Origin of the sequence: Pantoea sp. ACRSB (assembly GCF_022346905.1) — a bacterium.
In the GTDB taxonomy this organism is placed as follows: Bacteria; Pseudomonadota; Gammaproteobacteria; order Enterobacterales; family Enterobacteriaceae; genus Pantoea; species Pantoea piersonii.
This window is the reverse complement of sequence record NZ_JAKRNL010000005.1, coordinates 305270-329856: the sequence shown is the minus strand read 5'-3', so window position 1 is coordinate 329856 and position 24587 is coordinate 305270. Positions and strand designations below refer to the sequence as shown.

Annotated in this window: 25 protein-coding genes and 1 pseudogene; 6 read left to right on the top strand and 20 right to left on the bottom strand. The window is 58.5% G+C overall.

The window, feature by feature from the left end:
* The first annotated feature begins 14 nt into the window (after window positions 1-14).
* From MHZ89_RS16685 to mutS, 3 genes are all read left to right on the top strand, one after another.
* Window positions 15-239 (top strand): hypothetical protein, encoded by a 225-nt coding sequence (locus MHZ89_RS16685; RefSeq protein WP_311783938.1) that lies wholly within the window; start codon window positions 15-17, stop codon window positions 237-239.
* Between the two features lie 46 nt (window positions 240-285).
* The gene (locus MHZ89_RS16680) at window positions 286-1059 is read left to right on the top strand and encodes an A24 family peptidase (RefSeq protein WP_311783937.1); all 774 of its coding nucleotides are present in this window, start codon (window positions 286-288) and stop codon (window positions 1057-1059) included.
* A 370-nt stretch (window positions 1060-1429) separates the two neighbouring features.
* Window positions 1430-3991, top strand: coding sequence for a DNA mismatch repair protein MutS (gene mutS, locus MHZ89_RS16675; protein WP_311783936.1), 2562 nt, complete (start codon window positions 1430-1432; stop codon window positions 3989-3991).
* A 99-nt stretch (window positions 3992-4090) separates the two neighbouring features.
* On the opposite strand, the gene rpoS is transcribed toward mutS, so the two are convergent.
* The 13 genes from rpoS to cysG all read right to left on the bottom strand — a co-directional run bounded on the left by rpoS (window position 4091) and on the right by cysG (window position 15242).
* Entirely contained in the window at window positions 4091-5083 is a 993-nt protein-coding gene (rpoS, locus tag MHZ89_RS16670; protein ID WP_048783701.1) for an RNA polymerase sigma factor RpoS, read from the bottom strand.
* A 50-nt stretch (window positions 5084-5133) separates the two neighbouring features.
* Complete coding sequence (gene nlpD / locus MHZ89_RS16665) at window positions 5134-6228, bottom strand: murein hydrolase activator NlpD (RefSeq protein ID WP_311783935.1); 1095 nt, start codon at window positions 6226-6228, stop codon at window positions 5134-5136.
* A gap of 165 nt (window positions 6229-6393) precedes the next feature.
* The gene (locus tag MHZ89_RS16660; protein ID WP_311783934.1) at window positions 6394-7020 is read right to left on the bottom strand and encodes a protein-L-isoaspartate(D-aspartate) O-methyltransferase; all 627 of its coding nucleotides are present in this window, start codon (window positions 7018-7020) and stop codon (window positions 6394-6396) included.
* Entirely contained in the window at window positions 7014-7775 is a 762-nt protein-coding gene (gene surE / locus MHZ89_RS16655) for a 5'/3'-nucleotidase SurE (protein ID WP_126690099.1), read from the bottom strand. The genes MHZ89_RS16660 and surE overlap by 7 nt, the downstream gene beginning before the upstream one ends.
* Window positions 7756-8805 carry a tRNA pseudouridine(13) synthase TruD gene (truD, locus tag MHZ89_RS16650; protein ID WP_311783933.1) on the bottom strand — a complete coding sequence of 350 codons (1050 nt, stop codon included), beginning with the start codon at window positions 8803-8805 and terminating at the stop codon, window positions 7756-7758. Before truD ends, surE begins: the two co-directional genes overlap by 20 nt.
* Entirely contained in the window at window positions 8802-9284 is a 483-nt protein-coding gene (gene ispF / locus MHZ89_RS16645; protein ID WP_120455109.1) for a 2-C-methyl-D-erythritol 2,4-cyclodiphosphate synthase, read from the bottom strand. The genes truD and ispF overlap by 4 nt, the downstream gene beginning before the upstream one ends.
* Window positions 9284-10000: a 2-C-methyl-D-erythritol 4-phosphate cytidylyltransferase gene (gene ispD, locus MHZ89_RS16640; RefSeq protein WP_120454426.1), complete on the bottom strand. Its 717-nt coding sequence runs from the start codon at window positions 9998-10000 to the stop codon at window positions 9284-9286. The genes ispF and ispD overlap by 1 nt, the downstream gene beginning before the upstream one ends.
* A gap of 3 nt (window positions 10001-10003) precedes the next feature.
* On the bottom strand, window positions 10004-10318 hold the full coding sequence (gene ftsB, locus MHZ89_RS16635; RefSeq protein WP_033752087.1) for a cell division protein FtsB: 315 nt from the start codon (window positions 10316-10318) through the stop codon (window positions 10004-10006).
* A gap of 171 nt (window positions 10319-10489) precedes the next feature.
* On the bottom strand, window positions 10490-10810 hold the full coding sequence (locus tag MHZ89_RS16630; protein WP_120454428.1) for a DUF3561 family protein: 321 nt from the start codon (window positions 10808-10810) through the stop codon (window positions 10490-10492).
* 55 nt (window positions 10811-10865) lie between these two features.
* Window positions 10866-11471, bottom strand: a complete 606-nt coding sequence (gene cysC, locus MHZ89_RS16625; RefSeq protein WP_311783932.1) for an adenylyl-sulfate kinase — start codon at window positions 11469-11471, stop codon at window positions 10866-10868.
* A complete protein-coding gene (cysN, locus tag MHZ89_RS16620; RefSeq protein WP_311783931.1) occupies window positions 11471-12898 on the bottom strand; it encodes a sulfate adenylyltransferase subunit CysN in 1428 nt (475 codons plus the stop codon). The genes cysC and cysN overlap by 1 nt, the downstream gene beginning before the upstream one ends.
* 10 nt (window positions 12899-12908) lie before the next feature.
* A complete protein-coding gene (gene cysD / locus MHZ89_RS16615) occupies window positions 12909-13817 on the bottom strand; it encodes a sulfate adenylyltransferase subunit CysD (RefSeq protein WP_311783930.1) in 909 nt (302 codons plus the stop codon).
* Between the two features lie 9 nt (window positions 13818-13826).
* A complete protein-coding gene (cysG, locus tag MHZ89_RS16610; protein WP_311783929.1) occupies window positions 13827-15242 on the bottom strand; it encodes a siroheme synthase CysG in 1416 nt (471 codons plus the stop codon).
* 253 nt (window positions 15243-15495) lie between these two features.
* Between cysG and MHZ89_RS16605 the strand changes: the two genes are divergently transcribed.
* Window positions 15496-16515 carry an aminopeptidase gene (locus MHZ89_RS16605; RefSeq protein ID WP_120454437.1) on the top strand — a complete coding sequence of 340 codons (1020 nt, stop codon included), beginning with the start codon at window positions 15496-15498 and terminating at the stop codon, window positions 16513-16515.
* Between the two features lie 73 nt (window positions 16516-16588).
* Here the strand turns inward: MHZ89_RS16605 and MHZ89_RS16600 are convergent, their stop codons facing one another.
* Genes MHZ89_RS16600 through cysJ form a run of 3 tightly spaced genes read right to left on the bottom strand, consistent with a single transcriptional unit; the run spans window position 16589 to window position 20849 of the window.
* Window positions 16589-17323 (bottom strand): phosphoadenylyl-sulfate reductase, encoded by a 735-nt coding sequence (locus MHZ89_RS16600; RefSeq protein WP_311783928.1) that lies wholly within the window; start codon window positions 17321-17323, stop codon window positions 16589-16591.
* The gene (cysI, locus tag MHZ89_RS16595) at window positions 17320-19044 is read right to left on the bottom strand and encodes an assimilatory sulfite reductase (NADPH) hemoprotein subunit (protein ID WP_269949907.1); all 1725 of its coding nucleotides are present in this window, start codon (window positions 19042-19044) and stop codon (window positions 17320-17322) included. Before cysI ends, MHZ89_RS16600 begins: the two co-directional genes overlap by 4 nt.
* The gene (gene cysJ, locus MHZ89_RS16590; RefSeq protein WP_311783927.1) at window positions 19044-20849 is read right to left on the bottom strand and encodes an NADPH-dependent assimilatory sulfite reductase flavoprotein subunit; all 1806 of its coding nucleotides are present in this window, start codon (window positions 20847-20849) and stop codon (window positions 19044-19046) included. The genes cysI and cysJ overlap by 1 nt, the downstream gene beginning before the upstream one ends.
* Window positions 20850-21145: 296 nt before the next feature.
* On the opposite strand from cysJ, the gene queD reads away from it, so the two are divergent.
* On the top strand, window positions 21146-21505 hold the full coding sequence (queD, locus tag MHZ89_RS16585; protein ID WP_120454443.1) for a 6-carboxytetrahydropterin synthase QueD: 360 nt from the start codon (window positions 21146-21148) through the stop codon (window positions 21503-21505).
* Between the two features lie 128 nt (window positions 21506-21633).
* Window positions 21634-22230, top strand: a complete 597-nt coding sequence (locus tag MHZ89_RS16580) for an inorganic diphosphatase (protein ID WP_120454445.1) — start codon at window positions 21634-21636, stop codon at window positions 22228-22230.
* Window positions 22231-22270: 40 nt separating this feature from the next.
* Here the strand turns inward: MHZ89_RS16580 and queE are convergent, their stop codons facing one another.
* The 4 genes and pseudogenes from queE to tssD form a co-directional block, all read right to left on the bottom strand.
* On the bottom strand, window positions 22271-22942 hold the full coding sequence (gene queE / locus MHZ89_RS16575; protein ID WP_311783926.1) for a 7-carboxy-7-deazaguanine synthase QueE: 672 nt from the start codon (window positions 22940-22942) through the stop codon (window positions 22271-22273).
* A 167-nt stretch (window positions 22943-23109) separates the two neighbouring features.
* On the bottom strand, window positions 23110-23562 hold the full coding sequence (locus tag MHZ89_RS16570) for a hypothetical protein (RefSeq protein WP_311783925.1): 453 nt from the start codon (window positions 23560-23562) through the stop codon (window positions 23110-23112).
* Window positions 23559-23927 (bottom strand): tlde1 domain-containing protein, encoded by a 369-nt coding sequence (locus tag MHZ89_RS16565; protein WP_311783924.1) that lies wholly within the window; start codon window positions 23925-23927, stop codon window positions 23559-23561. Before MHZ89_RS16565 ends, MHZ89_RS16570 begins: the two co-directional genes overlap by 4 nt.
* A gap of 11 nt (window positions 23928-23938) precedes the next feature.
* Window positions 23939-24430, bottom strand: a pseudogene (gene tssD / locus MHZ89_RS16560) (type VI secretion system tube protein TssD).
* Window positions 24431-24587 lie beyond the last annotated feature (157 nt).

Sequence of the window (24587 nt, the reverse complement as noted above, 5' to 3'; positions counted from 1 at the left end):
TCCATAAGCATGCAGTGAAGGTAACGAATTATGGTAAACATTCACTCACCGAATGGACAGGGCGAAACGTAAAAATAGCGCCAGAGAAAAATTGCGAACCGGCGCAGGAAGCATCGGCAAAAAGCAGTAATGGCGCACTGCTGGCTGAGGAGCCTCTCGCAAAGTCGCCTGAAAACAGCGATCTGTTCAACACAATGATGAAAGACAAGGATAAAGTGCGATCGGGATGTGCCCTTTGAGCAGCTGACTCAAGAGCGGCGCATCAAGGAAGAGGAATAACTACCGATGAGCGATAATCTCTTTTACTGGCTGCTGCTGGGCGTCCTGGCGCTCTGCGTCGGCAGCTTTCTCAACGTCGTGATTTACCGCCTGCCGCTGATGGTGCTGCGCCCCCAGCCGGGCTTTTCGCTACTGCTGCCCCGCTCTCACTGCCCGCGCTGTAAAGCGCGCATCCGCGCAGGCGACTGCCTCCCTCTGCTTGGCTGGTTGCGGCTGCGCGGTCACTGTCGTCACTGTCGCCTGCCGATCTCCTGGCGTTATCCTGCGACCGAGTTTGCCGCTATGGCGATAAGCCTGCTGCTTGCTCTGTGGCTGCCGTGGAACGGCGCGCTGCTGGCGGCGCTGGTTATGAGCGGTTTTATGCTGGCGCTGTCGCTGATCGACCTGCGTTATCAACTGCTGCCGGATGCGCTGACTCTGCCGCTGCTCTGGCTCGGGCTGCTGTTTCAGGCATCGGGCATTCTGCCGCAGGTCGGCCCGACAGAGGCTATCTTCGGTGCGGCTGGCGGATATCTGCTGTTCCGGCTGCTGGCCTGGCTCTGGCGCGTAGTGCGCCATCAGGAGGCGCTGGGCGGCGGCGATGTTAAACTGCTGGCGGCGCTCGGCGCCTGGCTGGGCTGGCGGCCGCTTCCCCTGTTGCTGCTGATCGCCTCCAGTACCGGCTTAATCACTGTTGCGCTGGCGCGCCTGTTTATGCGCCGTCCATTGCATCTGCCGTTGCCTTTTGGCCCCTGTCTGGCGCTGGCGGGTGAAGCGCTACTGCTCTACAGCCTGAAGTGATGCTGTGGCTTGCTGCTTTTTGCGTAGCGCCTCGCACAGGCTGCTCGTCAGGCAGGATTCCGTTAGGCTTTTGCGCCGCGGCCTGATAACGTCACGCGCGATAACCTGTTTTCGCCCGTCGCTGGTAACGGGCGCCCGGATTCGGGCTGGTCGGGCATCGCCCGGACAGGCGGTGGAAAAGCGGCAGCCTTGATGTTCAGGATGCAACTTTTCATAATGGCTTTCAGACGCAGCTTATCTCACAGCCAGGGCCGCAATATCCCGCGCATCCTCTCTGTTTTAGAAAGGGTTTATCCCTTTACATACGCCAGAACACGCAGTCCGATGCAAGGCTTGCCCAATAACCGAATGATTTAAGAGCTAATTATTTATGAACAAATCAGTCGATAAGGACATCACCGCTCATACCCCGATGATGCAGCAATATCTGCGCCTGAAGGCGGAACACCCTGACATCCTGCTGTTTTACCGCATGGGCGATTTCTACGAGCTTTTCTACGACGACGCTAAACGCGCATCGCAGCTGCTGGAGATTTCGCTCACTAAACGCGGCGCGTCGGCGGGAGAACCCATCCCGATGGCTGGCGTGCCCTACCATGCGGTAGAGAGTTATCTGGCGAAGCTGGTGCAGCTGGGCGAATCCGTCGCGATCTGCGAGCAGATCGGCGATCCGGCGCTGAGCAAAGGGCCGGTTGAACGCAAAGTCGTGCGAATCGTCACGCCGGGCACCATCAGCGACGAAGCGCTGCTGCAGGAGCGTCACGATAATTTGCTCGCCGCCATTGTGCAGAGCCCACAAGGGTTTGGTTACGCCACGCTCGATATCAGCTCCGGCCGTTTTCGCCTGAGCGAACCGGCGGACGCCGAAACCATGGCCGCTGAGCTACAGCGCACCAATCCAGCCGAACTGCTCTATCCGGAAGACCTCCAGGCAATGTCGCTGATTGAGCAACGTCGCGGTCTGCGCCGTCGTCCGCTGTGGGAGTTTGAGATCGATACCGCGCGCCAGCAGCTGAACATGCAGTTCGGCACGCGCGATCTGAACGGATTTGGCGTTGAGCAGGCGCATCAGGCGCTGCGCGCCGCAGGTTGCCTGCTGCAGTATGTCAAGGATACGCAGCGCACCAGCCTGCCGCATATCCGCTCGCTCAGCATGGAGAGGCAGCAGGACAGCATCATTATGGACGCCGCCACGCGTCGCAATCTGGAGATCACGCAGAACCTGGCGGGCGGTACGGAGAACACGCTGGCGGCGGTGCTGGACCGAACCGTAACGCCGATGGGCAGCCGCATGCTCAAGCGCTGGCTGCATATGCCGCTGCGCGATGCGCAGGTAATTAACCAGCGTCAGGACGCCATCGCTGAACTCCAGCCGCTGTGCGATTCGCTACAGCCGGTGCTGCGCCAGGTTGGCGATCTGGAACGTATTCTGGCGCGTCTGGCGCTGCGTACGGCGCGACCGCGCGATTTGGCCCGTATGCGCCACGCTTTTCAGCAGTTGCCAGAGCTAAACGCCTTACTGGCTGACGTAGAATCTACGGCGCTGATTCGTCTGCGCGAGCGAATGGGCGAATTCACCGAGCTGCGTGAGCTGCTTGAGGCGACGATTATTGAGGCGCCGCCGGTGCTTATTCGCGATGGCGGCGTCATCGCGCCCGGTTACAACGCGGAGCTGGATGAGTGGCGCGCGCTGGCAGACGGTGCCAGCGACTATCTGGACAGGCTGGAGATCCGCGAACGCGAAAAGCTCGGCCTCGATACGCTGAAGGTCGGCTTTAACGCCGTTCATGGCTACTACATTCAGGTCAGCCGCGGCCAGAGCGACCATGTGCCTATTCACTACGTGCGCCGCCAGACGCTGAAAAACGCAGAGCGCTATATCATTCCTGAGCTTAAAGAGTACGAAGATAAGGTGCTCACTTCGAAAGGGAAGGCGCTGGCGCTGGAGAAAAGCCTCTACGAGTCGCTGTTCGATCAGTTACTGTCCCACCTGGAAGCGCTGCAGCTCAGCGCCGCCGCGCTCGCCGAACTGGACGTATTGAGCAATCTGGCGGAGCGCGCCTGGACGCTAAACTACTGTCGCCCTGCTCTGCAGGAGAAGCCCGGCCTCAAAATTACCGGCGGTCGTCATCCGGTTGTTGAACAGGTATTGAAAGAGCCCTTTATCGCCAACCCGCTGTCGCTGGCGCCGCAGCGCCGCATGCTGATCATTACCGGCCCCAATATGGGTGGTAAGAGCACCTATATGCGTCAGGCGGCACTCATCGCGCTGATGACCTGGATTGGCAGCTTTGTGCCGGCGGAAGAGGTGATGGCCGGCCCGCTGGATCGCATCTTTACCCGTATCGGCGCGGCGGACGATCTCGCTTCGGGCCGCTCAACCTTTATGGTGGAGATGACAGAAACCGCCAACATTCTGCACAACGCCACCGAACATAGCCTGGTGCTGATGGATGAAATTGGACGCGGCACCTCAACCTATGACGGTCTGTCGCTGGCCTGGGCCTGCGCGGAGAGCCTGGCGAACCGCATCAAGGCGATGACGCTGTTCGCTACGCACTACTTTGAACTGACCACGCTCCCGGAGAAAATGGAAGGCGTATTTAATGTCCACCTCGACGCCGTGGAGCATGGCGACACCATCGCCTTTATGCACAGCGTGCAGGAAGGCGCAGCCAGTAAAAGCTATGGACTGGCGGTAGCGGCGCTGGCGGGCGTGCCAAAAGAGGTCATCAAGCGCGCGCGCAATAAGCTGAAGGAGCTGGAAACCCTGTCAAACAACTCGGCCTCTTCGACCATTGACGGCTCGCAGCTGCCGCTGCTGGTGGAAGAAACCTCACCTGCCGTCGAAGCGCTTGAGGCGCTGGATCCCGATACGCTGACGCCGCGTCAGGCGCTGGAGTGGATCTACCGCCTCAAATCGCTGGTGTAACCGCGCCGGCGGCAGGCCTTTCTGGTTCTGCCGCCCGCCTCGCGGCCAAAAAAAAGCGGTGGCTTTCGCCACCGCTTTTTGTACTTACAACTTTGTCAGTTACTCACGAAACAGTGCTTCAATGTTCAGACCCTGCGCCTGCAGAATTTCACGCAGACGACGCAGGCCTTCAACCTGAATCTGGCGTACACGCTCGCGGGTCAGACCGATTTCGCGGCCCACATCCTCAAGCGTTGCCGCTTCATAGCCCAGCAGGCCGAAACGACGCGCCAGCACTTCACGCTGCTTGGCGTTCAGTTCGAACAACCACTTAACGATACTCTGCTTCATATCGTCATCCTGCGTGGTGTCTTCCGGACCGTTGTCTTTCTCATCGGCCAGAATGTCCAGCAGCGCTTTTTCGGAATCACCGCCCAGCGGCGTATCAACCGAGGTGATGCGTTCATTGAGACGCAGCATACGGCTGACGTCATCAACTGGCTTATCCAGCTGCTCCGCAATCTCTTCCGCACTCGGCTCATGGTCGAGCTTGTGGGAGAGTTCACGCGCGGTGCGCAGATAAACGTTCAGCTCTTTAACAATGTGAATCGGCAGACGGATGGTACGGGTTTGATTCATGATCGCCCGTTCAATCGTCTGACGAATCCACCAGGTGGCATAAGTTGAGAAACGGAACCCACGCTCTGGGTCAAACTTCTCAACCGCACGGATTAAACCGAGATTACCCTCTTCAATCAGGTCAAGCAGCGCAAGACCACGATTGCTGTAGCGGCGGGCAATCTTTACCACCAGTCGTAAGTTACTTTCAATCATGCGGCGACGAGAAGGAATATCGCCTCGTAATGCGCGGCGAGCGAAGAAAACCTCTTCCTCTGCCGTCAACAGCGGGGAATAGCCAATCTCCCCGAGATAGAGCTGCGTCGCATCCAAAACGCGCTGCGTCGCACCCTGTGACAACAACTCTTCTTCCGCTACGTCGTTATCACTGGGTTCGTTTTCAACAAGAGCCTTCTCATCAAAAACCTCAGCTCCGTTCTCCTCGAATTCCGCATCTTCATGTAACTCGTTTACTTTCAGCGTATTCTGGCTCATAAGCGGCTCCTACCCGTGATCCCAGGGCAGAACAGCAGGGTTCTGCCGGTTTATCGCTGCGGCAAATAACGCAACGGGTTTACGGATTTCCCCTTGTAACGAATTTCAAAATGTAATCTAACTGAACTGGTTCCGGTGCTACCCATGGTAGCGATTTTTTGCCCCGCCTTAACTTCCTGTTGTTCCCGGACCAGCATTGTATCGTTGTGGGCGTAGGCACTCAGATAATCATCATTGTGCTTAATGATGATCAGGTTGCCGTAACCCCGGAGCGCGTTGCCTGCGTACACTACTCTTCCTGATGCGGTAGCGACGACAGGCTGTCCACGCGAACCAGCGATATCGATTCCTTTATTCCCCCCTTCAGAGGCAGAGAAGTTATCGATAATCTTCCCATCGGTCGGCCAACGCCAGCTTCCAACCGGCGTCGAACTGTTCGTTGTACTGCTAACCGTGGGCGGTGCGGCAACCACGGGGGGAACTGTTGTCGTTGCAACATTTGTCCCTTTCGACGGCAACAATTTGCTACCAGTCGAGTTACCCGAATCATCAGAATACGTAATAACTGGTTGCTGTGCAACAGGCGCTGGTTTAATTTGCGGCGCGGTCGGGACGCCACCCTGAGTTGCGTCCGCTGCGGTAATCGCATTGCCGCCTGTAATCGGCTGGCCAGCACCGTTACCAACCTGCAAAGTCTGGCCGACATTCAGGCCGTACGGGGCCGGGACGTTGTTGCGCTGCGCCAGATCGCGGAAATCGTTGCCGGTAATCCAGGCGATGTAGAACAGCGTATCGCCGCGTTTTACGGTATAGGTATCGCCCGCGTAACTACCTTTCGGAATGTTCTGATAACTGCGGTTGTATACGATACGGCCATTTTGCGTCTGAACATTATCATCACTTCCGCTAACCATTGCGCCGCTGCGCGGCGCGGAAGGTACGGAATTATTAATCATTCCGCCCTGGCGCGGAGTCGATGGAACGCCGCCTGACGGGCTAAGCATGCCGCCGCTGCCGCCGTTATCTCCAACCTGGCTAATGGGTGCTTGTGTGTTATCGCCTGAACTACAGCCTGCCAGCCAAAATCCAACCAGAGAAAGCGCCGCAAGGCGGCGTAACTGAAATATTGGGCTTCCCGTGCTCATTGTTCCCCCGTGATGGCAAACCTGAATAACGCTGTCTTGCTAACACACCAGCACAAAGCTCTGTGAGGCGCATTAAAGCCTGCGTATTACGCATGAAAATGGATAGTAACAAGATCAAAAGGATGGTGCTATGAAACAGTTGTGAAGAAATACGTAGGGAAAATCTCAGGCGAGATCGCCCTGAACAAGGGGAACGAACCGCACCGGCTCAATGCACTCTTCAACAATATCGCCACCCTGGCGGCGCAGACGCTTCAGCACCTGCTGATCGTCCCCCACCGGCAGCACCATAATGCCGCCTTCATCCAGCTGCGCAATCAGCGCAGTCGGAATTTCCGGCGGCGCGGCGGTAACGATAATGGCGTCGAAGGGGCCGCGCGCGGGCCAGCCCTGCCAGCCGTCGCCGTGACGCGTCGAAACATTATGCAGGTCGAGCTGTTTAAGACGGCGTTTCGCCTGCCACTGCAGGCCCTTGATGCGCTCGACGGAGTAAACATGGTCCACCAGATGCGCCAGAATGGCCGTCTGGTAGCCCGAACCGGTGCCGATCTCCAGCACGCGCGAATGGGGCTGCAGCTCCAGCAGCGCGGTCATACGCGCCACCATATAGGGCTGCGAAATAGTCTGGCCGGAACCGATAGGCAGCGCCACGTTGTCCCAGGCTTTATGCTCGAAGGCTTCGTCGATAAAACGTTCGCGCGGCACGTCCGCAATCGCCTTTAGCAGGACCTCATCGTGGATGCCCTGCTGGCGCAGCTGCTCCAGCAGCGCTTCGATACGCCGGTTCACCATACGAGACTGACCTCCGACTTCTCCAGCCAGTCGATAAGTACATTCTGCGCGCTGTGAGCGGTCAGGTCGACATGCAGCGCGGTCAGAGAGACGTAGCCCTGATCCACCGCAGCGAAATCGGTGTCCGGGCCAGCATCGAATTTTTCGCCTGGCGGGCCTATCCAGTAAAGCGTGTTGCCGCGCGGATCCTGCTGCGCGATCACCTGATCGGCGGGATGGCGGCTGCCGCAGCGCGTAACGCGAATGCCTTTGATCTCATCCAGCGGCAGATCCGGCACGTTGATATTAAGAATACGTCCGGTGCGCAGCGGCTCGCGCGTCAGCGCCTGCAGAATCGCACAGGTCACCGCCGCCGCCGTGTCGTAATGCTGCAGGCCATTGAGCGATACCGCCAGCGCGGGCAGGCCGAGATGACGCCCTTCCATCGCTGCCGCCACGGTGCCGGAGTAGATCACGTCGTCGCCCAGATTGGGACCGGCGTTAATGCCTGAAACCACAATATCCGGGCGCGGCTGCATCAGCGCGTTGACGCCGAGATAAACGCAGTCGGTCGGGGTACCCATCTGCACCGCGATATCGCCGTTCTCATGGGTAAAGGTGCGTAGCGGCGTCTCCAGCGTCAGGGAGTTGGATGCGCCGCTGCGATTGCGATCAGGCGCGACGACCTGCACCTCGGCGATACGTCGCAGCGCCTTTGCCAGCGTCTGTATGCCTGGCGCATGGATCCCATCATCATTACTCAGCAATATCCGCATCGTCACCTTCCTGTTGCAGAAGCTCCCGAATCACGCTGGTGGCGAAACTGCCTGCCGGCAGCCAGAACTGCATCTCCAGCGTCACATCGTCCCACCAACTCCAGCGTAGATCGCGCGGCACCACCAGCATCGCGCGCCGCGCCGCATCAACACGCTCTCGCTCAAGCAGTGTAACCAATTCTGCTGCGCCCGCCAGAGATTGCTGCTCAAAGGCGAGCGCTTCGCCGTGTGGGCCTGGCTCGCCGCGTCCCGGCAGCGGCGCGGTAATACGAAGTTCATGATTATCGACGCGCGTCTGCAGCTCGCTAAGTTCGTCGGCCTGAGCGACGAACCAACTGCCGCGCCCGGTCAGCTGCAGCGCGTCACCCTCTATCACCTGCGTCAGTGAACCCTGTTGCAGCAGTCGCGCGCTGGTGACCTGATTAAACAGCGCGCTGCGCGCCGCAGAGAGGATAAGGCTGCGCTTGTTGCGATCGCGCAGGCTGATTTCGCCTTGCGCCCACTGCTGCGCCATAGTCAGGTTGTTGCCGCCGCGTCCAAAGCGCTGCGTGCCGAAGTAGTTTGGCGCGCCGCCGTCGCGGATCAGCGCCAGACGCGACTCCACCGCGTCACGGTCGCTGATGTGGCGCACCACAAGGCGGAAGGCGTTACCCGCTAGCGCGCCGATGCGCAGCTTGCGCTTATGGCGCACCGCCTCAAGGATCTCGACGCCTTCCAGCGTGAAGCCGCTCAGGTCGGGCATCGCATTGCCTGGCATACGGAAACAGAGCGTCTGCTCGGTCACCGCATGACGATCTTTCATCCCGGCGTAGCTCATATCGCGCTGATGCACGCCGAGGAACTTCGCCAGCGCTTCCGCCACGAAGCGGGTATTCGCGCCGGTTTTGCGGATACGCACCAGCAGATGTTCGCCTTCGCCATCGGCGCCGTAGCCGAGATCTTCCACCACCACGAAATCTTCCGGGTTAGCTTTGATTACGCCGCGCGCGGTCGGCTTGCCGTGTAAAAAAGCCTGATCCGCCAGCGTCATGCCGCATCCGCCTTCAACAGCAGCGCAACCGCTTCGCAGGCGATGCCTTCGCCGCGTCCGGTAAAGCCCAGCTTTTCAGTGGTGGTCGCTTTCACGTTAACCTGATCCATATGGCAGCCCAGGTCTTCGGCGATATTGATGCGCATCTGCGGGACATGAGGCAGCATTTTCGGCGCCTGAGCGATCAGCGTGACGTCGACGTTGCCGATGCGGTAGCCCTTCTCTGCGATACGCCGCCAGGCTTCGCGCAGCAGGCCGCGGCTGTCTGCGCCTTTATAGGCGGGATCGGTATCGGGAAACAGCTTGCCGATATCGCCCATTGCCACCGCCCCAAGCAGCGCGTCGGTCAGCGCATGCAGCGCCACGTCGCCGTCGGAATGGGCGATAAACCCCTGCTCAAACGGGATTCGCACGCCGCCAATCACCAGCGGACCTTCGCCGCCAAAAGCGTGAACGTCAAAACCGTGACCGATACGCATCATGCGCTCTCCTTTAACTGAATCTGGGTTAAATAAAATGCCGCCAGCGCCAGATCTTCCGGCCGGGTGACCTTGATGTTATCACTACGTCCACTGACCAGCAGCGGATGATAGCCGCAATATTCGAGCGCAGAGGCTTCGTCGGTAATGGTCGCGCCCTCTGCCAGCGCGCGTGTCAGACAGGCAGTCAGCAACTGATGTGGGAAAAACTGCGGCGTCAGCGCATGCCAGAGATCCTCGCGCTCCACGGTGTGAGCGACGGCGGCGATGCCCGGCTCGCCGCGCTTCATGGTATCGCGCACCGGTGCCGCCAGAATACCGCCGACATGGCTGGTTTCGCGAACCTGCAGCAGACGCGCAAGGTCGTCGGCGTGCAGGCAAGGACGCGCCGCGTCGTGCACCAGCACCCAGCTTGCGCCCTGAGCGGCGCGCAGACCTGCCAGCACCGACTCTGCGCGCGTGTCGCCGCCCGTCACGCTTAACACGCGCGGATCGCGCGCCAGCGGCAGCGACGCGAACTGCGCGTCGTCCGGGCTTAGCGCGACAATAACCTGTTTGATAGCGGGATGGGAAAACAGACGTGCAATGCTGTGTTCCAGAAGCGTCTGCTGACCAATAGTCAGATACTGCTTAGGACAGGTCGCCTGCATGCGGCTGCCGATACCGGCAGCAGGCACGACGGCAATCACCTCCGCAGGGGAAGAGAACATGTTCATGAGTTATCGTTGTTGGTTTTGCGCAGCCTGCGCGTTGCGTTTGTTCTGATCCGGCACCAGACGATAGAAGGTTTCACCGGGCTTAATCATGCCCAGCTCATTGCGCGCGCGTTCTTCGATCGCTTCAGAACCGCCATTGAGATCGTCAATTTCGGCAAACAGCTGATCGTTACGCGCTTTAAGTTTGGCGTTGTTTGCCTGTTGCACCGCAACGTCGTCATTGACGCGCGTATAGTCGTGAATACCGTTTTTGCCCAGCCATAGCGAATATTGCAGCCAGCCAAGCAGCACCAGTAGCAGTAACGTCAGTTTTCCCATCCCCGCCCCCTGAAAAACGGCTCAATCATCCCATAACTTTATGCAGGACTCCACTCCAGCGGTGAAAATGGCGCGCTTTCGCGGCTGTCTGCGCAAATTCTGATTAGGATGGCGAGAAGGCAGGCAGGTAAAGTTTTGTAACCTGCCGACGTGTTTATACATCGGGAAGCGTTACCAGCCGGATAAAAAAGAGAAGAGCAGCCAGAAGAGACAGACCACCGCTACCGCCGTGGCAGGCGTCGTCCAGAGAAGATTACCGCGCAGCGCCATGCTGAGGATCATACCGATCAACACCGATACCGGCAGCAGCGCCAGGAAGAAGGGCCAGGTATAAAGGAAGAAGAAAAGCGTGTTGGAGCCGTACAACAGAAAGGGGATCGCCAGCGCGCACCAGTAGGAGAGGAAGCCGATGATGCCGCCCGGCAGCGTCGAGCGCGGCTCTTCCGGGGTGCTTTCATCTTTGCGGGCCAGCATGGGAGTAACATTCTGCATAGAGATCCTGTTGACGCGAAGGCGGCAAATCAGCCTCGATTTGCCGCTTGTCTGTTCAGGATTTGATGATATCGCGGCGGCGCAGCAGATCTAACAATTGGGCGGTCAGTTTTGTAACTAATTGTTCGCCCGCTAAGCGAATTTCTGGTTGCTCCGGCGCCTCATAGACGCTGTCGATGCCGGTAAAATTACGCAGTTCGCCCGCGCGCGCTTTTTTGTACAAACCCTTGGGATCGCGCGCTTCGCACACCGCCAGCGGCGTATCGACGAAGACCTCGATAAAACGCGCTTCCGGCAGCATATCGCGCACCATCTGGCGCTCAGCGCGGTGCGGCGAGATAAAGGCGGTCAGCACCACCAGCCCCGCATCCACCATCAGCTTCGCAACTTCGCCGACGCGACGGATATTCTCTTTCCGATCCGCGTCGCTAAAGCCCAGGTCGCGGCACAGGCCGTGACGCACGTTGTCGCCGTCGAGCAGATAGGTGCTGACGCCGAGGCGATGCAGCGCCTGCTCCAGCGCGCCGGCGACCGTCGATTTGCCGGAGCCGGACAGGCCGGTAAACCAGAGCACCGCGCCCTGATGGCCATGCTGCTGTTCACGCGCGTCGCGCGTAACCGGATGGTCGTGCCACACCACGTTTTCGTCGTGCTGCGCCATTACTTACCGCCCAGCAGATCGCGCGCGTTCCAGTGCGGGAAGTGACGTCGGATCAAGGCGTTCAGCTCCAACTCAAACTCGCTGAACTCCCCCGCCTGCCGCGCCGCGCCGCTCAGCGGCTGATGGATCATCCCCGCCCCGACGGTGACGTTGCTCAGGCGATCGATAAAAATCATTCCGCCGGTCACCGGGTTCTGCTGGTATTTATCCAGCACCATAGGCTCGTCGAAGGTCATTTCCACCAGGCCAATGCCGTTCAGCGGCAGCGTCTCGGCGGCGCGCTTCTCCAGCGTATTGATCTCAACCTGATGAATGATTTTTTCTATGCGGCCGCGCGCTTTCTTACCGGCGATTTTAATATCGTAGCTCTGGCCCGGCTGTAACGGCTGCTCCGCCATCCACACCACATCGACGGTAGCGGACTGCACCGCTTCCAGCGTGGCGTCGCTGTCGACCAGCAGGTCGCCGCGGCTGATATCGATCTCGTCTTTCAGCACCAGGGTGATAGCTTCGCCCGCGCCCGCTTCCTGAAGGTCACCGTCAAAGGTAACGATGCGCGCGACGGTAGACTCTACGCCCGACGGCAGCACCTTCACGCGCTGGCCGACCTTCACCGCGCCGGAGGCCAGCGTGCCCGCATAGCCGCGGAAATCCAGGTTCGGACGGTTAACATACTGTACCGGGAAGCGCATCGGCTGCTGATCCACCACGCGTTTCACCTCGACGGTCTCCAGCACGTCGAGCAGCGTCGGGCCGCTGTACCAGGGCATGGTCTGGCTCGGCGTCGCGACGTTATCGCCCTCCAGCGCCGACATCGGCACAAAGCGAATATCCAGGTCTTCTGGCAGCTGCGCCGCAAAGTCGAGATAGTCCTGTTTGATCTGCTCGTAGGTCTGCTGGCTGTACTCCACCAGATCCATCTTGTTGATCGCCACCACCAGATGCTTAATGCCCAGCAGCGTCGAGATAAAGCTGTGACGACGCGTCTGATCCAGCACGCCCTTGCGCGCGTCGATCAGCAGGATCGCCAGATCGCAGGTCGAGGCGCCGGTCGCCATATTGCGGGTGTACTGCTCATGCCCCGGCGTGTCGGCGATAATAAATTTACGTTTCTCGGTAGAGAAATAGCGGTAGGCTACGTCGATGGTGATGCCCTGCTCGCGCTCTGCCTGCAGGCCATCCACCAGCAGCGCCAGATCGAGCTTCTCGCCCTGGGTGCCGTGACGCTTGCTGTCGTTGTGCAGCGAGGAGAGCTGATCCTCATAAATCTGGCGCGTATCGTGCAGCAGGCGACCGATCAGCGTGCTTTTGCCGTCGTCGACGCTGCCACAGGTAAGAAAACGCAGCAGACTTTTATGCTGTTGCGCGGTCAGCCAGGCTTCCACGCCGCCCTGATCGGCAATCTGTTGTGCAATAACGGTATTCATCTGCGTCTCCTTAGAAATAACCCTGACGTTTTTTCAGTTCCATCGAACCGGACTGATCGCGGTCAATCACGCGGCCCTGACGTTCGCTGGTGGTGGAGACCAGCATCTCTTCAATAATCTCCGGCAGCGTCTGCGCTTCGGATTCCACCGCGCCGGTAAGCGGCCAGCAGCCAAGCGTGCGAAAGCGCACCATGCGCTGTTTGATCACTTCGCCAGGCTGCAAATTGATACGGTCGTCATCCACCATCATCAGCATGCCGTCGCGCTCCAGCACCGGACGCGGCGCAGCAAGATAGAGCGGCACGATTTCAATATTTTCCAGGAAGATGTACTGCCAGATATCGAGTTCGGTCCAGTTCGACAGCGGGAAGACGCGGATGCTTTCGCCCTTGTTGATCTGGCCGTTGTAGTTATGCCACAGCTCCGGACGCTGGTTTTTCGGATCCCAGCGGTGGAAACGGTCGCGGAATGAGTAGATGCGCTCTTTGGCGCGCGACTTCTCTTCGTCACGACGCGCGCCGCCAAACGCGGCGTCAAAGCCATATTTGTTCAGCGCCTGCTTCAGCCCTTCGGTTTTCATAATATCGGTGTGCTTGGCGCTACCGTGTACGAACGGGTTGATGCCCATCGCCACGCCTTCCGGATTACGGTGAACCAGCAGCTCGGCGCCCATCTCTTTCACGGTGCGATCGCGAAACGCATACATCTCGCGGAATTTCCAGCCGGTATCGACGTGCAGCAGCGGAAACGGCAGCGTGCCAGGGTAGAAAGCTTTACGCGCCAGATGCAGCATCACCGACGAATCTTTGCCGATGGAGTACATCATTACCGGATTGCTGAACTCTGCCGCGACCTCGCGGATGATATGAATGCTTTCCGCCTCTAACTGACGCAGATGAGTGAGTCTTTTTTGGTCCATGATTTTTCCTCAAGCCAGATTGACAACGGCGGACTCGCGGGTCGCCTGCTGTGCAGAATGTTGAAACCAGGCCAGCTGCCCGTGCAAATTCACCACTTCCCCGATAACCAGCAGCGCTGGCGTCGGCGCGGCGGCAGCCAGCGTCTCAAGGTTAGCCAGCGTGCCGGTCAGCACCTGTTGATCCTGCCGCGTGCCGCGGCCAATCACCGCAACCGGCGTCGCGGCGTCACGGCCGTGACGTATCAGGCCTTCGCTGATCTCCGCCGCTTTTACTGTGCCCATATAGATAGCCAGCGTCTGACGCGCACGCGCCAGCGAAGGCCAGTCGATATCGTCGCCGTCGGCGCGGCAGTGTCCGGTAATAAACAGCACGCTCTGGGCGTAGTCGCGGTGCGTCAGCGGAATACCGGCGTAGGCGGTTGCGCCCGCCGCCGCCGTTACTCCAGGCACCACCTGGAATGGAATGCCCGCCGCCTGGGCCGCCTGCAGCTCTTCGCCGCCGCGGCCAAAGATAAAGGGATCGCCCCCTTTCAGGCGCACCACGCGTTTGCCTTTGCGCGCCAGCTCCACCAGCAGACGATTGGTCTCCTCCTGCGGTACCGAGTGCGCTCCGGCGCGTTTGCCGACGCAGATTCGGTCGGCGTCGCGGCGCACCAGATCCAGCACCTCATCGCTGACCAGATGGTCATAGAGCACCACGTCGGCCAGCTGCATCACCTGCAGACCGCGCAGCGTCAGCAAGCCGCTGTCGCCGGGACCGGCGCCGACCAGAATGATTTCGCCCTCGCGGTTCGGCTCTTCCTGCAGTTCGCGCTGTAGCGTACGCGTCGCCTCATCTACGTTGCCCGCAGACATCTGGCTGGCGAACAGGCCGTTAAAGGCGCGCTCCCAGAAGCGACGACGGTCGGACATGCGGCGAAAGCGCTGTTTCACGCTGTCGCGAAACCCGCCTGCCACCTCCGCCATCTGCCCCAGGCTGGCGGGCAGCAGCGCCTCCAGCTTTTCGCGCAGCATACGCGCCAGCACCGGCGCGGTGCCGCTGGAAGAGATAGCCACCACCAGCGGAGAGCGATCCACAATAGAGGGGAAGATAAAGCTGCACTTCGGCTGGTCATCCACCACGTTGACCAGCCGGTGACGGGCGTTGGCCTCGTCATAAACCTGACGGTTGAGCAGGTTATCGTCGGTAGCGGCGATGGCGAGAAAAACCGCGTCCAGCTGCGCCGGATCGAACTCCGTCGCCAGCCACTCAAGCTGTTGTTCCTGATGTAACGCCTGAAGCTCAGGGCAAAGCTCGCGCGATACCACGCGTACCTGCGCAGAGGCGCGGCGCAGCAGTTCGATTTTGCGTGCCGCGACGTCGCCGCCGCCCACCACCAGCACCGGACGACCTTTGAGATCGGCGAAAAGAGGCAAATAGTCCACGATAACCCTGGTGTTGTAACCGTAATTTAACGCGACTATACGTTGCGCCCTTCTGGCAGATGAAATTACGAATTGGAATGAGTAGTTACCGAATGGAATAACGCCCCAGGGAAGCTCATAACAAAATGTGCTTAACAGATGATCTGACAAGGCTTTAAGAGCAAATCAAATTGTTTAATGTCGATCACAGTTTCATACTGAACGGCAAAAAATTTTGGCTTTTCGCCACAGGATGACCCACAAGGAACACAGCATGTTTGCCTTTCTCCGCCTGACCGCGCTGGCTGCGCTGTTAAATTGCGGTTTCGCTCTGCACGCCCAGGCCGCCAGCGTTGCGCCGGGAGAGTTTGCCGAGCAGCAGCTTCGCCACATTGCCACTTACTTCCCTGGCCGTATGAGCGGCAGCCCGGCCGAAATGATGGCGGCCGACTACCTGCAACAGCAGTTCACCGCGCTCGGTTTTCAGAGTAATACCCGCCAGTTCAATACCGGCTATCGCTGGCGCGAAGCCAATGGCGATCTGCGCCTGCATAAAGTGACGGCAACCTCGGTAATCGCCGCGCGCGCCGGCAGCGCGCCGCAGGAGATCCTGATTGTGGCGCATCTTGATACCTGGACGCCGCTCAGCAGCAGCGAGGCGGAGCGTAATCTTGGCGGTCTGCGCCTGCAGGGGGTCGATGATAATGCCTCAGGGCTGGGGGTGATGCTGGAGCTGGCGCAGCAGCTGAGTCAGCGGCCGCTGCACTACGGCGTGCGGTTCGTGGCGTTGAGCGCAGGCGAAAACGCGCTGGGCGGCATGCAGGATTATGTGGCGCGCATGAGCGAAAAAGAGAAAAAGAACACGCTGCTGGTGGTGGATCTCAACAGCCTGATCACCGGCGACCATCTCTACTTCAACAGCGGCAGCAATACGCCGCGCGCGGTGCGCAAGCAGACCAGCGAGCGCGCGCTGCGCCTGGCGCAGCAGCTTGGCATCTCCGCCGCCAGCCATCAGATGTCGGCGCGCGACTATAGCGGCATCAACGCGTTCGATAAGGCGGGCTTTCCGCTGCTGGACGTGACGGCAGCCAACTGGGCGCTGGGCGGCAAAGACGGCGCGCAGCAGCGCAGCCGCTCGAAGCGTTTCCCGGACGGCACGACGCGTCATCAGACCGACCGCGATAATCTCAGCTATCTGGATCGCTGGCTGCCGGGACGTATTTCACTGCGCACGCGCGACAGCGTGAAGGTGCTGCTGCCGCTGCTGGGCGAGCTGACCAATCCAAAGGTATAAGGGTTTAACGCCAGCGAGGGGGTTAAGCGGGACGCGCGCCGCCTGAGGTGAGTCAGACAGCGCGCGGTAAGACTCAGCCTTCGTGCAGGCCGCACTCACGCTTCAGACCGAAGAAACGCGTCTCCTCTTCCGCCATGCCGGGTTCCCATTTGCGCGTGGTGTGGGTATCGCCCACTGACAAATAACCTTCATCCCATAGCGGATGGTATTTAAGGTTATGCTGCTGCAGATAGTGATGAATCTGGCGATTGTCCCAGTCGATAATCGGCAGCACCTTGAAAACGCCGCGCTGCACGCCGAGCACCGGCAGATTCGCGCGGCTGCCGGACTGATCGCGACGCAGCCCGGCGAACCAGGTCTGCGCACCCAGCGTCTGCAGCGCGCGGTTCATCGGCTCGACCTTGTTGATCTGGTTGTACTGCTCAATGCCTTCCACGCCCTGCTCCCACAGCTTGCCGTAGCGCGCTTCCTGCCAGGCCGCCGACGTTTCGGCGCGAAAAACCTTCAGGTTCAGGCCGAGCTGTTCCGTCAACTGATCGATAAAGCGATAGGTTTCCGGGAACAGATAGCCGGTATCGGTGAGGATCACCGGAATATCCGGCTGCTGGCGCGTCACCAGATGCAGCGACACCGCCGCCTGAATGCCAAAACTCGATGAGAGCACAAAGGCGCCCGGCAGGTTCTCCAGCGTCCAGCTGACGCGCTCCTCCGCCGAACTTTTCTCCAGCTGCGCATTGGTGGCCGCCAGCGCCAGGGTGCGCTCGACTTTGTTCATTTCACTCAGTGCTGCGAGGTCAAACTGACTCATACTGCCTCCGAATCCCAGAAGTCTCGTGCCGGATCGACCACCGGCTTGACGATGCCCGCGCGGATCGCGAAGTCACCGAAGCCCTCTGCGCCGTGACGCTCCCGCGCCCAGCGTCCCACCAGCTCATCAATGCTGGCGAGGATTTCGCTTTCGGTGATGTTCTCGCGGTACATACGAGGAATACGCGTGCCGATGCGGTTGCCGCCAATGTGCAGGTTGTAGCGGCCCGGCGCTTTGCCAACCAGGCCGATTTCCGCCAGCATGGCGCGGCCGCAGCCGTTGGGACAACCGGTCACGCGTAACACGATGTGCTCTTCGCCCACGCCGTGACGGTGCATAATCTCTTCCACTTTTGTCACGAAGGCGGGCAGGAAACGCTCCGCTTCCGCCATCGCCAGCGGACAGGTAGGAAACGCCACGCACGCCATTGAGTTTTCGCGCTGCGCGGTCACGTTCTCCATCAGGCCGTGTTCACGCGCAATCGCCTCGATTCTCGCCTTTTCGTTCTCCGGCACGCCGGCCACGATCAGGTTCTGGTTCGCGGTCAGGCGGAAATCGCCCTGATGGACGCGCGCGATAGCCGCGATACCGCTTTTCAGCGGACGATCCGGATAGTCGAGCAGGCGGCCGTTTTCGATAAACAGCGTCAGGTGCCACTTATTGTCGATGCCCTTGATCCAGCCGAAGCGGTCACCGCGCGTCGTAAATTCATAAGGGCGAATCGGTCCAAAAGTCAGGCCGGCGCGCTTCTCCACTTCCGCTTTGAACGTCTCAACGCCGACGCGCTCAAGGGTATATTTGGTTTTGGCGTTTTTGCGATCGGTACGGTTGCCCCAGTCGCGCTGCGTGGTCACTACCGCAGCCGCCACTTCAAGCGTTTTCTCCAGCGGCAGATAGCCGATCTCGCTGGCGGTGCGCGCATAGGTCGCTTTATTGCCATGCTCAATCGACAGGCCGCCACCGACCAGCAGGTTAAAGCCGATCAGCTTGCCCTTCTCCGCCACGGCGATGAAGTTAAGATCGTTGGCGTGCAGATCCACATCGTTGTGCGGCGGGATCACCACGGTGGTTTTGAATTTACGCGGCAGATAGGTTTCGCCGAGGATCGGCTCCTCATCCGTGGTCGCGACCTTCTCTTTATCCCACCAGATTTCGGCATAGGCGCGGGTGCGCGGCAGCAGATGCTCCGAGATTTTCTTCGCCCACTCGTAGGCTTCCTGATGCAGCTCCGACTCTACCGGGTTTGACGTGCAGAGCACGTTGCGGTTTACGTCGTTGGCGGTCGCCAGCGCGTCGAGCCCGACTTCGTGCAGCATCTGGTGCGACGGCTTGACGTTCTTTTTCAGAATGCCGTGAAACTGGAAGGTCTGGCGATTGGTCAGACGGATACTGCCGTACAGGGTTTTCTCGGTGGCGAACTTGTCGATCGCCAGCCACTGCGTCGGCGTAATAATGCCGCCCGGCAAGCGGCAGCGCAGCATCATAGCGTGACGCGGCTCCAGCTTCTGTTCGGCGCGCTCGGCGCGGATATCGCGGTCATCCTGCTGGTACATGCCGTGGAAACGGATCAGCAGAAAGTTATCGCCGCTAAAGCCGCCGGTCAGACCTTCGTCGAGATCTTCCAGAATGGTGCCGCGTAAATAGTTGCTCTCTTTTTTAAGACGCTCGGCGTCAACCAGCTTGCCTTCTACAACCAGCGGTCCGGGGTGTTTTTCGCTCATCAGTAAACGTCTCGTTGATAACGGCGCTCAATGCGCAGCTCACTTAAAAATTCGTCGGCCGTCTCACGATCCATTGCGCCGTGTTCGACCACCACATCCAGCAGTGCCTGCTCGACATCTTTCGCCATACGGTTGGCGTCGCCGCAGACATAAATATGCGCGCCCTCTTCAATCCAGCGCCATACCTCCGCCCCTCTGGCGCGGATTTTGTCCTGCACGTACACCTTCTGCTCCTGGTCGCGCGACCAGGCGAGATCGATACGGGTCAGCAGGCCCTCTTTTACGTACTGCTGCCATTCAACCTGATAAAGGAAATCTTCGGTGAAGTGCGGATTGCCGAAGAAAAGCCAGTTTTTACCGGTGGCGCCGTCATGGTCGCGCTGCTGCATAAAGGCGCGGAACGGCGCGATGCCGGTGCCCGGCCCGATCATAATGACCGGCGCGTCAGGGTTGGCGGGCAGACGGAAGTTATCGTTGTGCTCGATAAAGACGCGGATCGCCGCATCCTCTTCCAGACGGTCGGCCAGATAGCTGGAAGCGCCGCCTGCGCGGGCGCGGCCGTCGATATCAAAGCGCACCGCGCCAACGGTAATATGGACTTCGGTTTCATTCTCCGCCTGCGACGAGGCGATAGAGTAGAGACGCGGCGTCAGCGGACGCAGCAGCGTGGTCAGCTGCTCGGCGTTGAGTTCGGTCGGCGCGTTTCGCACCATATCGACGATGGGGAACGTCTGCGCGTAGTGCTGCAGCTTCGCCTTGTCACCCGCCAGCGCCAGCAGGGTTTCGTTGCGCGACAGCGCGGCGTACTGCTCGACAATCTGCGCGGTATTAACCGTCAGTTCGAAATGCTTTTGCAGCGCCTCGCTGAGCGGCAGGGTTTCGTTTTCGATCTGCACCGGCTCGTCGCCTTTCAGCCACAGCAGGCTCAGCAGTTCGGCCACCAGTTCAGGGTCGTTTTCATACCAGACGCCCAGCGCGTCGCCCGGCTGGTAGCGCAGGCCCGAATCGCCCAGGTCGATTTCGATATGACGTACATCTTTATCGGAGTGACGGCCGGTGATTTTCTGGTTCAGCGCAAAGCTGGCGGTCAGCGGCGCCTCTTTAGTGTAGGGGCTGCTGTGTACTTCATTGAAGCTGCCCGTTGCATTGGCGATCGCCTGCGCCGGCGTCTCGCTCGGCACGCGCTGTTTCAGCACCTCTACCAGCGCGCGACGCCACTCTGCCGCAGCTTCAGCGAAATCAACGTCAGCGTCGACGCGGGCCAGCAGGCGCTCTGCGCCCAGCTCCGCCAGACGGCTGTCAAAATCTTTGCCCGCTTTGCTAAAGAATTCATACGAGGTGTCGCCGAGGCCCAGCACCGCAAAGGCGGTACCATCCAGCTTCGGCGCTTTTTTCGACATCAGGAATTTATGCAGCGCCACCGCCTCTTCCGGCGGATCGCCTTCACCCTGGGTGGAGGTCACCACCACCAGCAGCTTCTCCTGGGCGATCTGCTTGAATTTGTAATCGCCGGCGTTGACCAGCTTCACGTTCAGCTTCGCCGCCTGCAGATCGTCGCGCAGCTGCTCCGCGACGCGGCGCGCGTTGCCGGTTTGCGACGCCGAGATCAGCGTAATCGCCGGGATCTCCGCCGCCGCTGGTGCGCTGGCCGCGACGCTGCCGGGCGTCTGATTAATCATTCCCCAGAAATAGCCAGAGAGCCACGCCAGCTGGGTGGGAGAAAAATCAGTCGTTGCCGCCTGTAAGCGCGCAAGTTGCTCCGGATTAAGCGGGAGCAGTGAGCCTGGGGGTGCCTGAGTCGTCATCGCGTTAAAAATTCCAGTATCTGAAGTCCGGACAATAAAGTAGCGGGAAGAATGGTAGGTTACCGGCCCGCATATTAACGATTAAATACGGCTTCGACATAATTAATAACCAAAATGACTAAGCGGTTTTTCAGGTAGTTATAATCAGTAAAACTGGTAATCAAAGATCTTCGTTATCAATAATTTACACGAGGGTATCTTATGGCGATCGGCAAAAACCAGCCATTCTGGCGCGATGGATGCGAAAATTCCGTATTTCAGGTAGAATTCCCCGGTTTTTAAGCCTGAGAGCCATTATGTCTACCACACTGTTTAAAGAGTTCCAGTTCGAAGCCGCTCATCATTTGCCTAACGTCCCGGAAGGACACAAATGCGGACGCCTGCATGGCCATTCGTTTCTGGTGCGACTGGAAATTACCGGCGAAGTGGATGCGCATACCGGCTGGGTGATGGATTTCGCCGAACTCAAAGCGGCGTTTAAGCCCCTTTATGACCGCCTCGATCACCACTATCTGAACGAGATCCCCGGCCTGGAAAATCCCACCAGCGAAGTGCTGGCGAAATGGATCTGGGATGAGATGAAGCCGCTGCTGCCTGAGCTGAGCGCGGTAATGATCAAAGAGACCTGTACGGCAGGCTGCGTCTATAAAGGTTAATCCCCGCCAGGGCTGTGGTTGCACAGCCCGCTAATTCTGCTCTACGCTTCTTTACGTCCGCGTCATCTCTCTGTCATCTGCCCCCTCTACGTTGTCCTCTCCTTCATTAAAGATCAAGAGAATCAACGATGAAACTGAAATCCCTTGCCGCCATCGCGCTGCTTTTTACTGCCTCTGCCGCCGTTCAGGCGCAAAACGTGCTCGATTTTCCCCAGCCGGAAAACGTGCCGGATGAGTTCTATGCCGTCACCGAAATCCCGGCGGGCGGCATCATCAAATATGAGACCGACGCCAAAACCGGCTTTATCGTGGCGGATCGCTTTCAGTCGATGCCGGTAGCCTACCCGGCTAACTACGGCTCCCTGACCCAGTCGCTGGGCGGCGACAACGATCCGCTCGACGTGATCTTCTACACCCGCGCGCCGCTGCAGCCGGGCACGCTGATCAAACTGCGCGCCATCGGCGTGCTGAAGATGATCGACGGTGGCGAAGTAGACGATAAGATCGTCGCGGTGCCGACCAGCAAGATCGATCCCACCTGGGACGACGTGAAAAGCATGAGCGATCTGCCGAAGATCGAGCAGGAGCGTCTGGAAGCCTTTTTCCGCGTCTATAAGCAACTGCCGGACGGCCGCAAGAAGGTCGAGCTAAAGGGTTTTGAAAGCGCCGATGTGGCGAAGAACGAGATTAAACAGGCGTTTGACGCCTATAAAGCGAAGCAGTAATAGGGGCGGGCGACGCGCAGCGCCGCCCTGCTCTTTGCCGTCAGGCGATATTCAGATACTTGTGGGTCTGCATAGATAAGCGCCAGTTGCGCGCGATGCAGGTTTCAATACAGAGTTTTGTCGCCGCATCTTTGCGGCTGATGGGCTGCAGCGCGATAATGCGCTGTTTGCTGTCGCTCAGCGTCGCCAGCAGTTCGTCCAGCGCCTCTACGTCACGCTCGCGCGCTACCGGGTGTTTGATCTCATCCGCACGCTGTAGCGCCTGCGCCAGCACATCATAGCCGCCGCGCATATTCACCTTCGGCGATACCGTCACCCAGGTTCGCTCAGAGCAGCGCACTTCATGCGTGCCGCTGGTTTCAATCTGGCACTGAAAGCCCTGCGCTTCCAGCGCCGCGGTCAGCGGGCGCAGATCGTAAATCGACGGCTCGCCACCGGTGATCACTACATGGCGCGCCGTCCAGCCCTGGCGCTGAATAGTCTCCAGCAGCAGCGTCGCATCCGCGTTGCCCCAGGCATCGCTCTCAACCGTTTTCACCAGAATATCGCCCAGCGCCGTTTCCCGATCGGCCAGTTTTTCCCAGGTATGTTTGGTATCACACCAGCTACAACCTACCGGACATCCCTGTAAGCGGATAAAGATGGCCGGGACGCCGGTATAAAATCCTTCTCCCTGCAGCGTCTGGAACATTTCGTTAATCGGGTATTGCATTACGGACTCGCTAGAAAAAAACAGGGCGCTGATTATGGCAGATTTGTCGCGCAGCTCAACCACGCGTCGTGCCTTTTCTATGCAGGAAAGCAGCCTCTGCTTTTCCCAGACTGCATGAGCCCCGCAGCGTACGAGGAAGTCAGTTTTCCAAAACGCCCTCTCCAGCCTTACTTTTCCTGTTGGTTCACCTCTTCCCATACGGCTTCCAGATTCCAGAGGCACTCGGCCCCGCTCGGCTCGCTAAGCAAAGCGCGCCGTGCGGCAATGTAATAGTCTGCGGCTTCTCTGCCCGGCTGTACGACCTTCCGCACGCAGACAATATTCGTACCGCTCATTTCAGGATAAGAGCCTGCGTCCAGCCTGTGCAGAGTAGCTAAAACGCCCTCAGGATTCACCGGCAGAGCGGTAGCCAATGCTTCTTCAAGTTGATCGGCTTGTTTGCGATCGGCTTTTAGTGCGAGGCCAGGAACAGCGTCAAGCCAGGAACGATCGCCTGCCGCTATCTTTTGTATGACATATTGCCAGTTTGAAGGCGTTAATCGGTGCTTTACAACAGTATCAGGCGTGGGTTTCGCCAGTGCAAAGCCAGGGAGCATAAAGAGTATGGCTATCCACTTCATCGTATCACCTCCAGATAAGCGCCACGATCTTTGCTGACCAGCAAGCGCGTATGCGCATACATGATGATACAGCCTGAAGAGGCGAAGCCGGGAACGCCGTAGACTTTCTCGCCATGGATACGGAAAGTACGCATATCTCGCTTGTAAGCGTTACCGCGAATATGAATTAGGGTGATAGTAAGCGGGCCTTTACTGGTTCCGGTGCTGCCTATTTTCCAGGTTCCGCGTGGAATCGGGCCCATGCCTCGAACCTGCTCGCGGTCTGGGTTATTTTTGTTAGTAAGCACGCCAGAATAGCCTTTTTCAATTAACTTACCATTGCGAAATAGTTCTCCGGTGCTTTGCTTGTATATCCATTTAGCCATGGGCAATCTCCTTATACGGTTTTACGCATTTTCCAGCTATCGGCATGTTGTATATTTCCATCAATATAGCACCAGGAAATCTTCTCATAACGTAAACCAACATGTTCAATATGCCCATGATGCTCAAAATTCGCGTCTTTAGTATCAAACATAACGGGCACGATATGGCATAGCTTTACGTTATCCAGTACAACCTTAAAATATTCTTCTTCCATACCGTTATGATTAATGCGGTAATATCTGAATATCGCTTGTGCCAGAGTACGGCCGGTGGTTAATGCGCGGTAGAGAAGCGGTGATGAGGCGTCAGTTTCTTTTTCGAAAGTATAGGCCTCATGCTGACGTGTTCCAGTTATGGCTCCGGTCATATCATCATCAGGTATGAAAATATTATGTTGCATCCCCACCAGCTCAATGCCTCCTTCTCGGCCGTTAACCTCTACGCTTCATTTTAATAATTTGCCATCTTCCTCATAGAGCCAAAGATAAATGGGTATGGCCATATCTGACGATCCTTTTTATTCATCAAAGAATCGAATCTACGTCAATTAAGATAGAAAATAATGATTTAGATCATTATGGAATGAAATATCACCTGTGGGAAAAGAAACTCATACTTAATAAAATAGCAAGCCAGGCATATAAATGAAAATTTCGCAG

Excerpts from the sequence above, each read along its gene's own strand:
- MHZ89_RS16680 (WP_311783937.1), top strand. The coding sequence starts at position 286 with ATGAGCGATAATCTCTTTTACTGGCTGCTGCTGGGCGTCCTGGCGCTC.
- mutS (WP_311783936.1), top strand. The coding sequence starts at position 1,430 with ATGAACAAATCAGTCGATAAGGACATCACCGCTCATACCCCGATGATG.
- rpoS (WP_048783701.1), bottom strand. The coding sequence starts at position 5,083 with ATGAGCCAGAATACGCTGAAAGTAAACGAGTTACATGAAGATGCGGAA.
- nlpD (WP_311783935.1), bottom strand. The coding sequence starts at position 6,228 with ATGAGCACGGGAAGCCCAATATTTCAGTTACGCCGCCTTGCGGCGCTT.
- MHZ89_RS16660 (WP_311783934.1), bottom strand. The coding sequence starts at position 7,020 with ATGGTGAACCGGCGTATCGAAGCGCTGCTGGAGCAGCTGCGCCAGCAG.
- surE (WP_126690099.1), bottom strand. The coding sequence starts at position 7,775 with ATGCGGATATTGCTGAGTAATGATGATGGGATCCATGCGCCAGGCATA.
- truD (WP_311783933.1), bottom strand. The coding sequence starts at position 8,805 with ATGACGCTGGCGGATCAGGCTTTTTTACACGGCAAGCCGACCGCGCGC.
- ispF (WP_120455109.1), bottom strand. The coding sequence starts at position 9,284 with ATGCGTATCGGTCACGGTTTTGACGTTCACGCTTTTGGCGGCGAAGGT.
- ispD (WP_120454426.1), bottom strand. The coding sequence starts at position 10,000 with ATGAACATGTTCTCTTCCCCTGCGGAGGTGATTGCCGTCGTGCCTGCT.
- ftsB (WP_033752087.1), bottom strand. The coding sequence starts at position 10,318 with ATGGGAAAACTGACGTTACTGCTACTGGTGCTGCTTGGCTGGCTGCAA.
- MHZ89_RS16630 (WP_120454428.1), bottom strand. The coding sequence starts at position 10,810 with ATGCAGAATGTTACTCCCATGCTGGCCCGCAAAGATGAAAGCACCCCG.
- cysC (WP_311783932.1), bottom strand. The coding sequence starts at position 11,471 with ATGGCGCAGCACGACGAAAACGTGGTGTGGCACGACCATCCGGTTACG.
- cysN (WP_311783931.1), bottom strand. The coding sequence starts at position 12,898 with ATGAATACCGTTATTGCACAACAGATTGCCGATCAGGGCGGCGTGGAA.
- cysD (WP_311783930.1), bottom strand. The coding sequence starts at position 13,817 with ATGGACCAAAAAAGACTCACTCATCTGCGTCAGTTAGAGGCGGAAAGC.
- MHZ89_RS16605 (WP_120454437.1), top strand. The coding sequence starts at position 15,496 with ATGTTTGCCTTTCTCCGCCTGACCGCGCTGGCTGCGCTGTTAAATTGC.
- MHZ89_RS16600 (WP_311783928.1), bottom strand. The coding sequence starts at position 17,323 with ATGAGTCAGTTTGACCTCGCAGCACTGAGTGAAATGAACAAAGTCGAG.
- cysI (WP_269949907.1), bottom strand. The coding sequence starts at position 19,044 with ATGAGCGAAAAACACCCCGGACCGCTGGTTGTAGAAGGCAAGCTGGTT.
- cysJ (WP_311783927.1), bottom strand. The coding sequence starts at position 20,849 with ATGACGACTCAGGCACCCCCAGGCTCACTGCTCCCGCTTAATCCGGAG.
- queD (WP_120454443.1), top strand. The coding sequence starts at position 21,146 with ATGTCTACCACACTGTTTAAAGAGTTCCAGTTCGAAGCCGCTCATCAT.
- MHZ89_RS16580 (WP_120454445.1), top strand. The coding sequence starts at position 21,634 with ATGAAACTGAAATCCCTTGCCGCCATCGCGCTGCTTTTTACTGCCTCT.
- queE (WP_311783926.1), bottom strand. The coding sequence starts at position 22,942 with ATGCAATACCCGATTAACGAAATGTTCCAGACGCTGCAGGGAGAAGGA.
- MHZ89_RS16570 (WP_311783925.1), bottom strand. The coding sequence starts at position 23,562 with ATGAAGTGGATAGCCATACTCTTTATGCTCCCTGGCTTTGCACTGGCG.
- MHZ89_RS16565 (WP_311783924.1), bottom strand. The coding sequence starts at position 23,927 with ATGGCTAAATGGATATACAAGCAAAGCACCGGAGAACTATTTCGCAAT.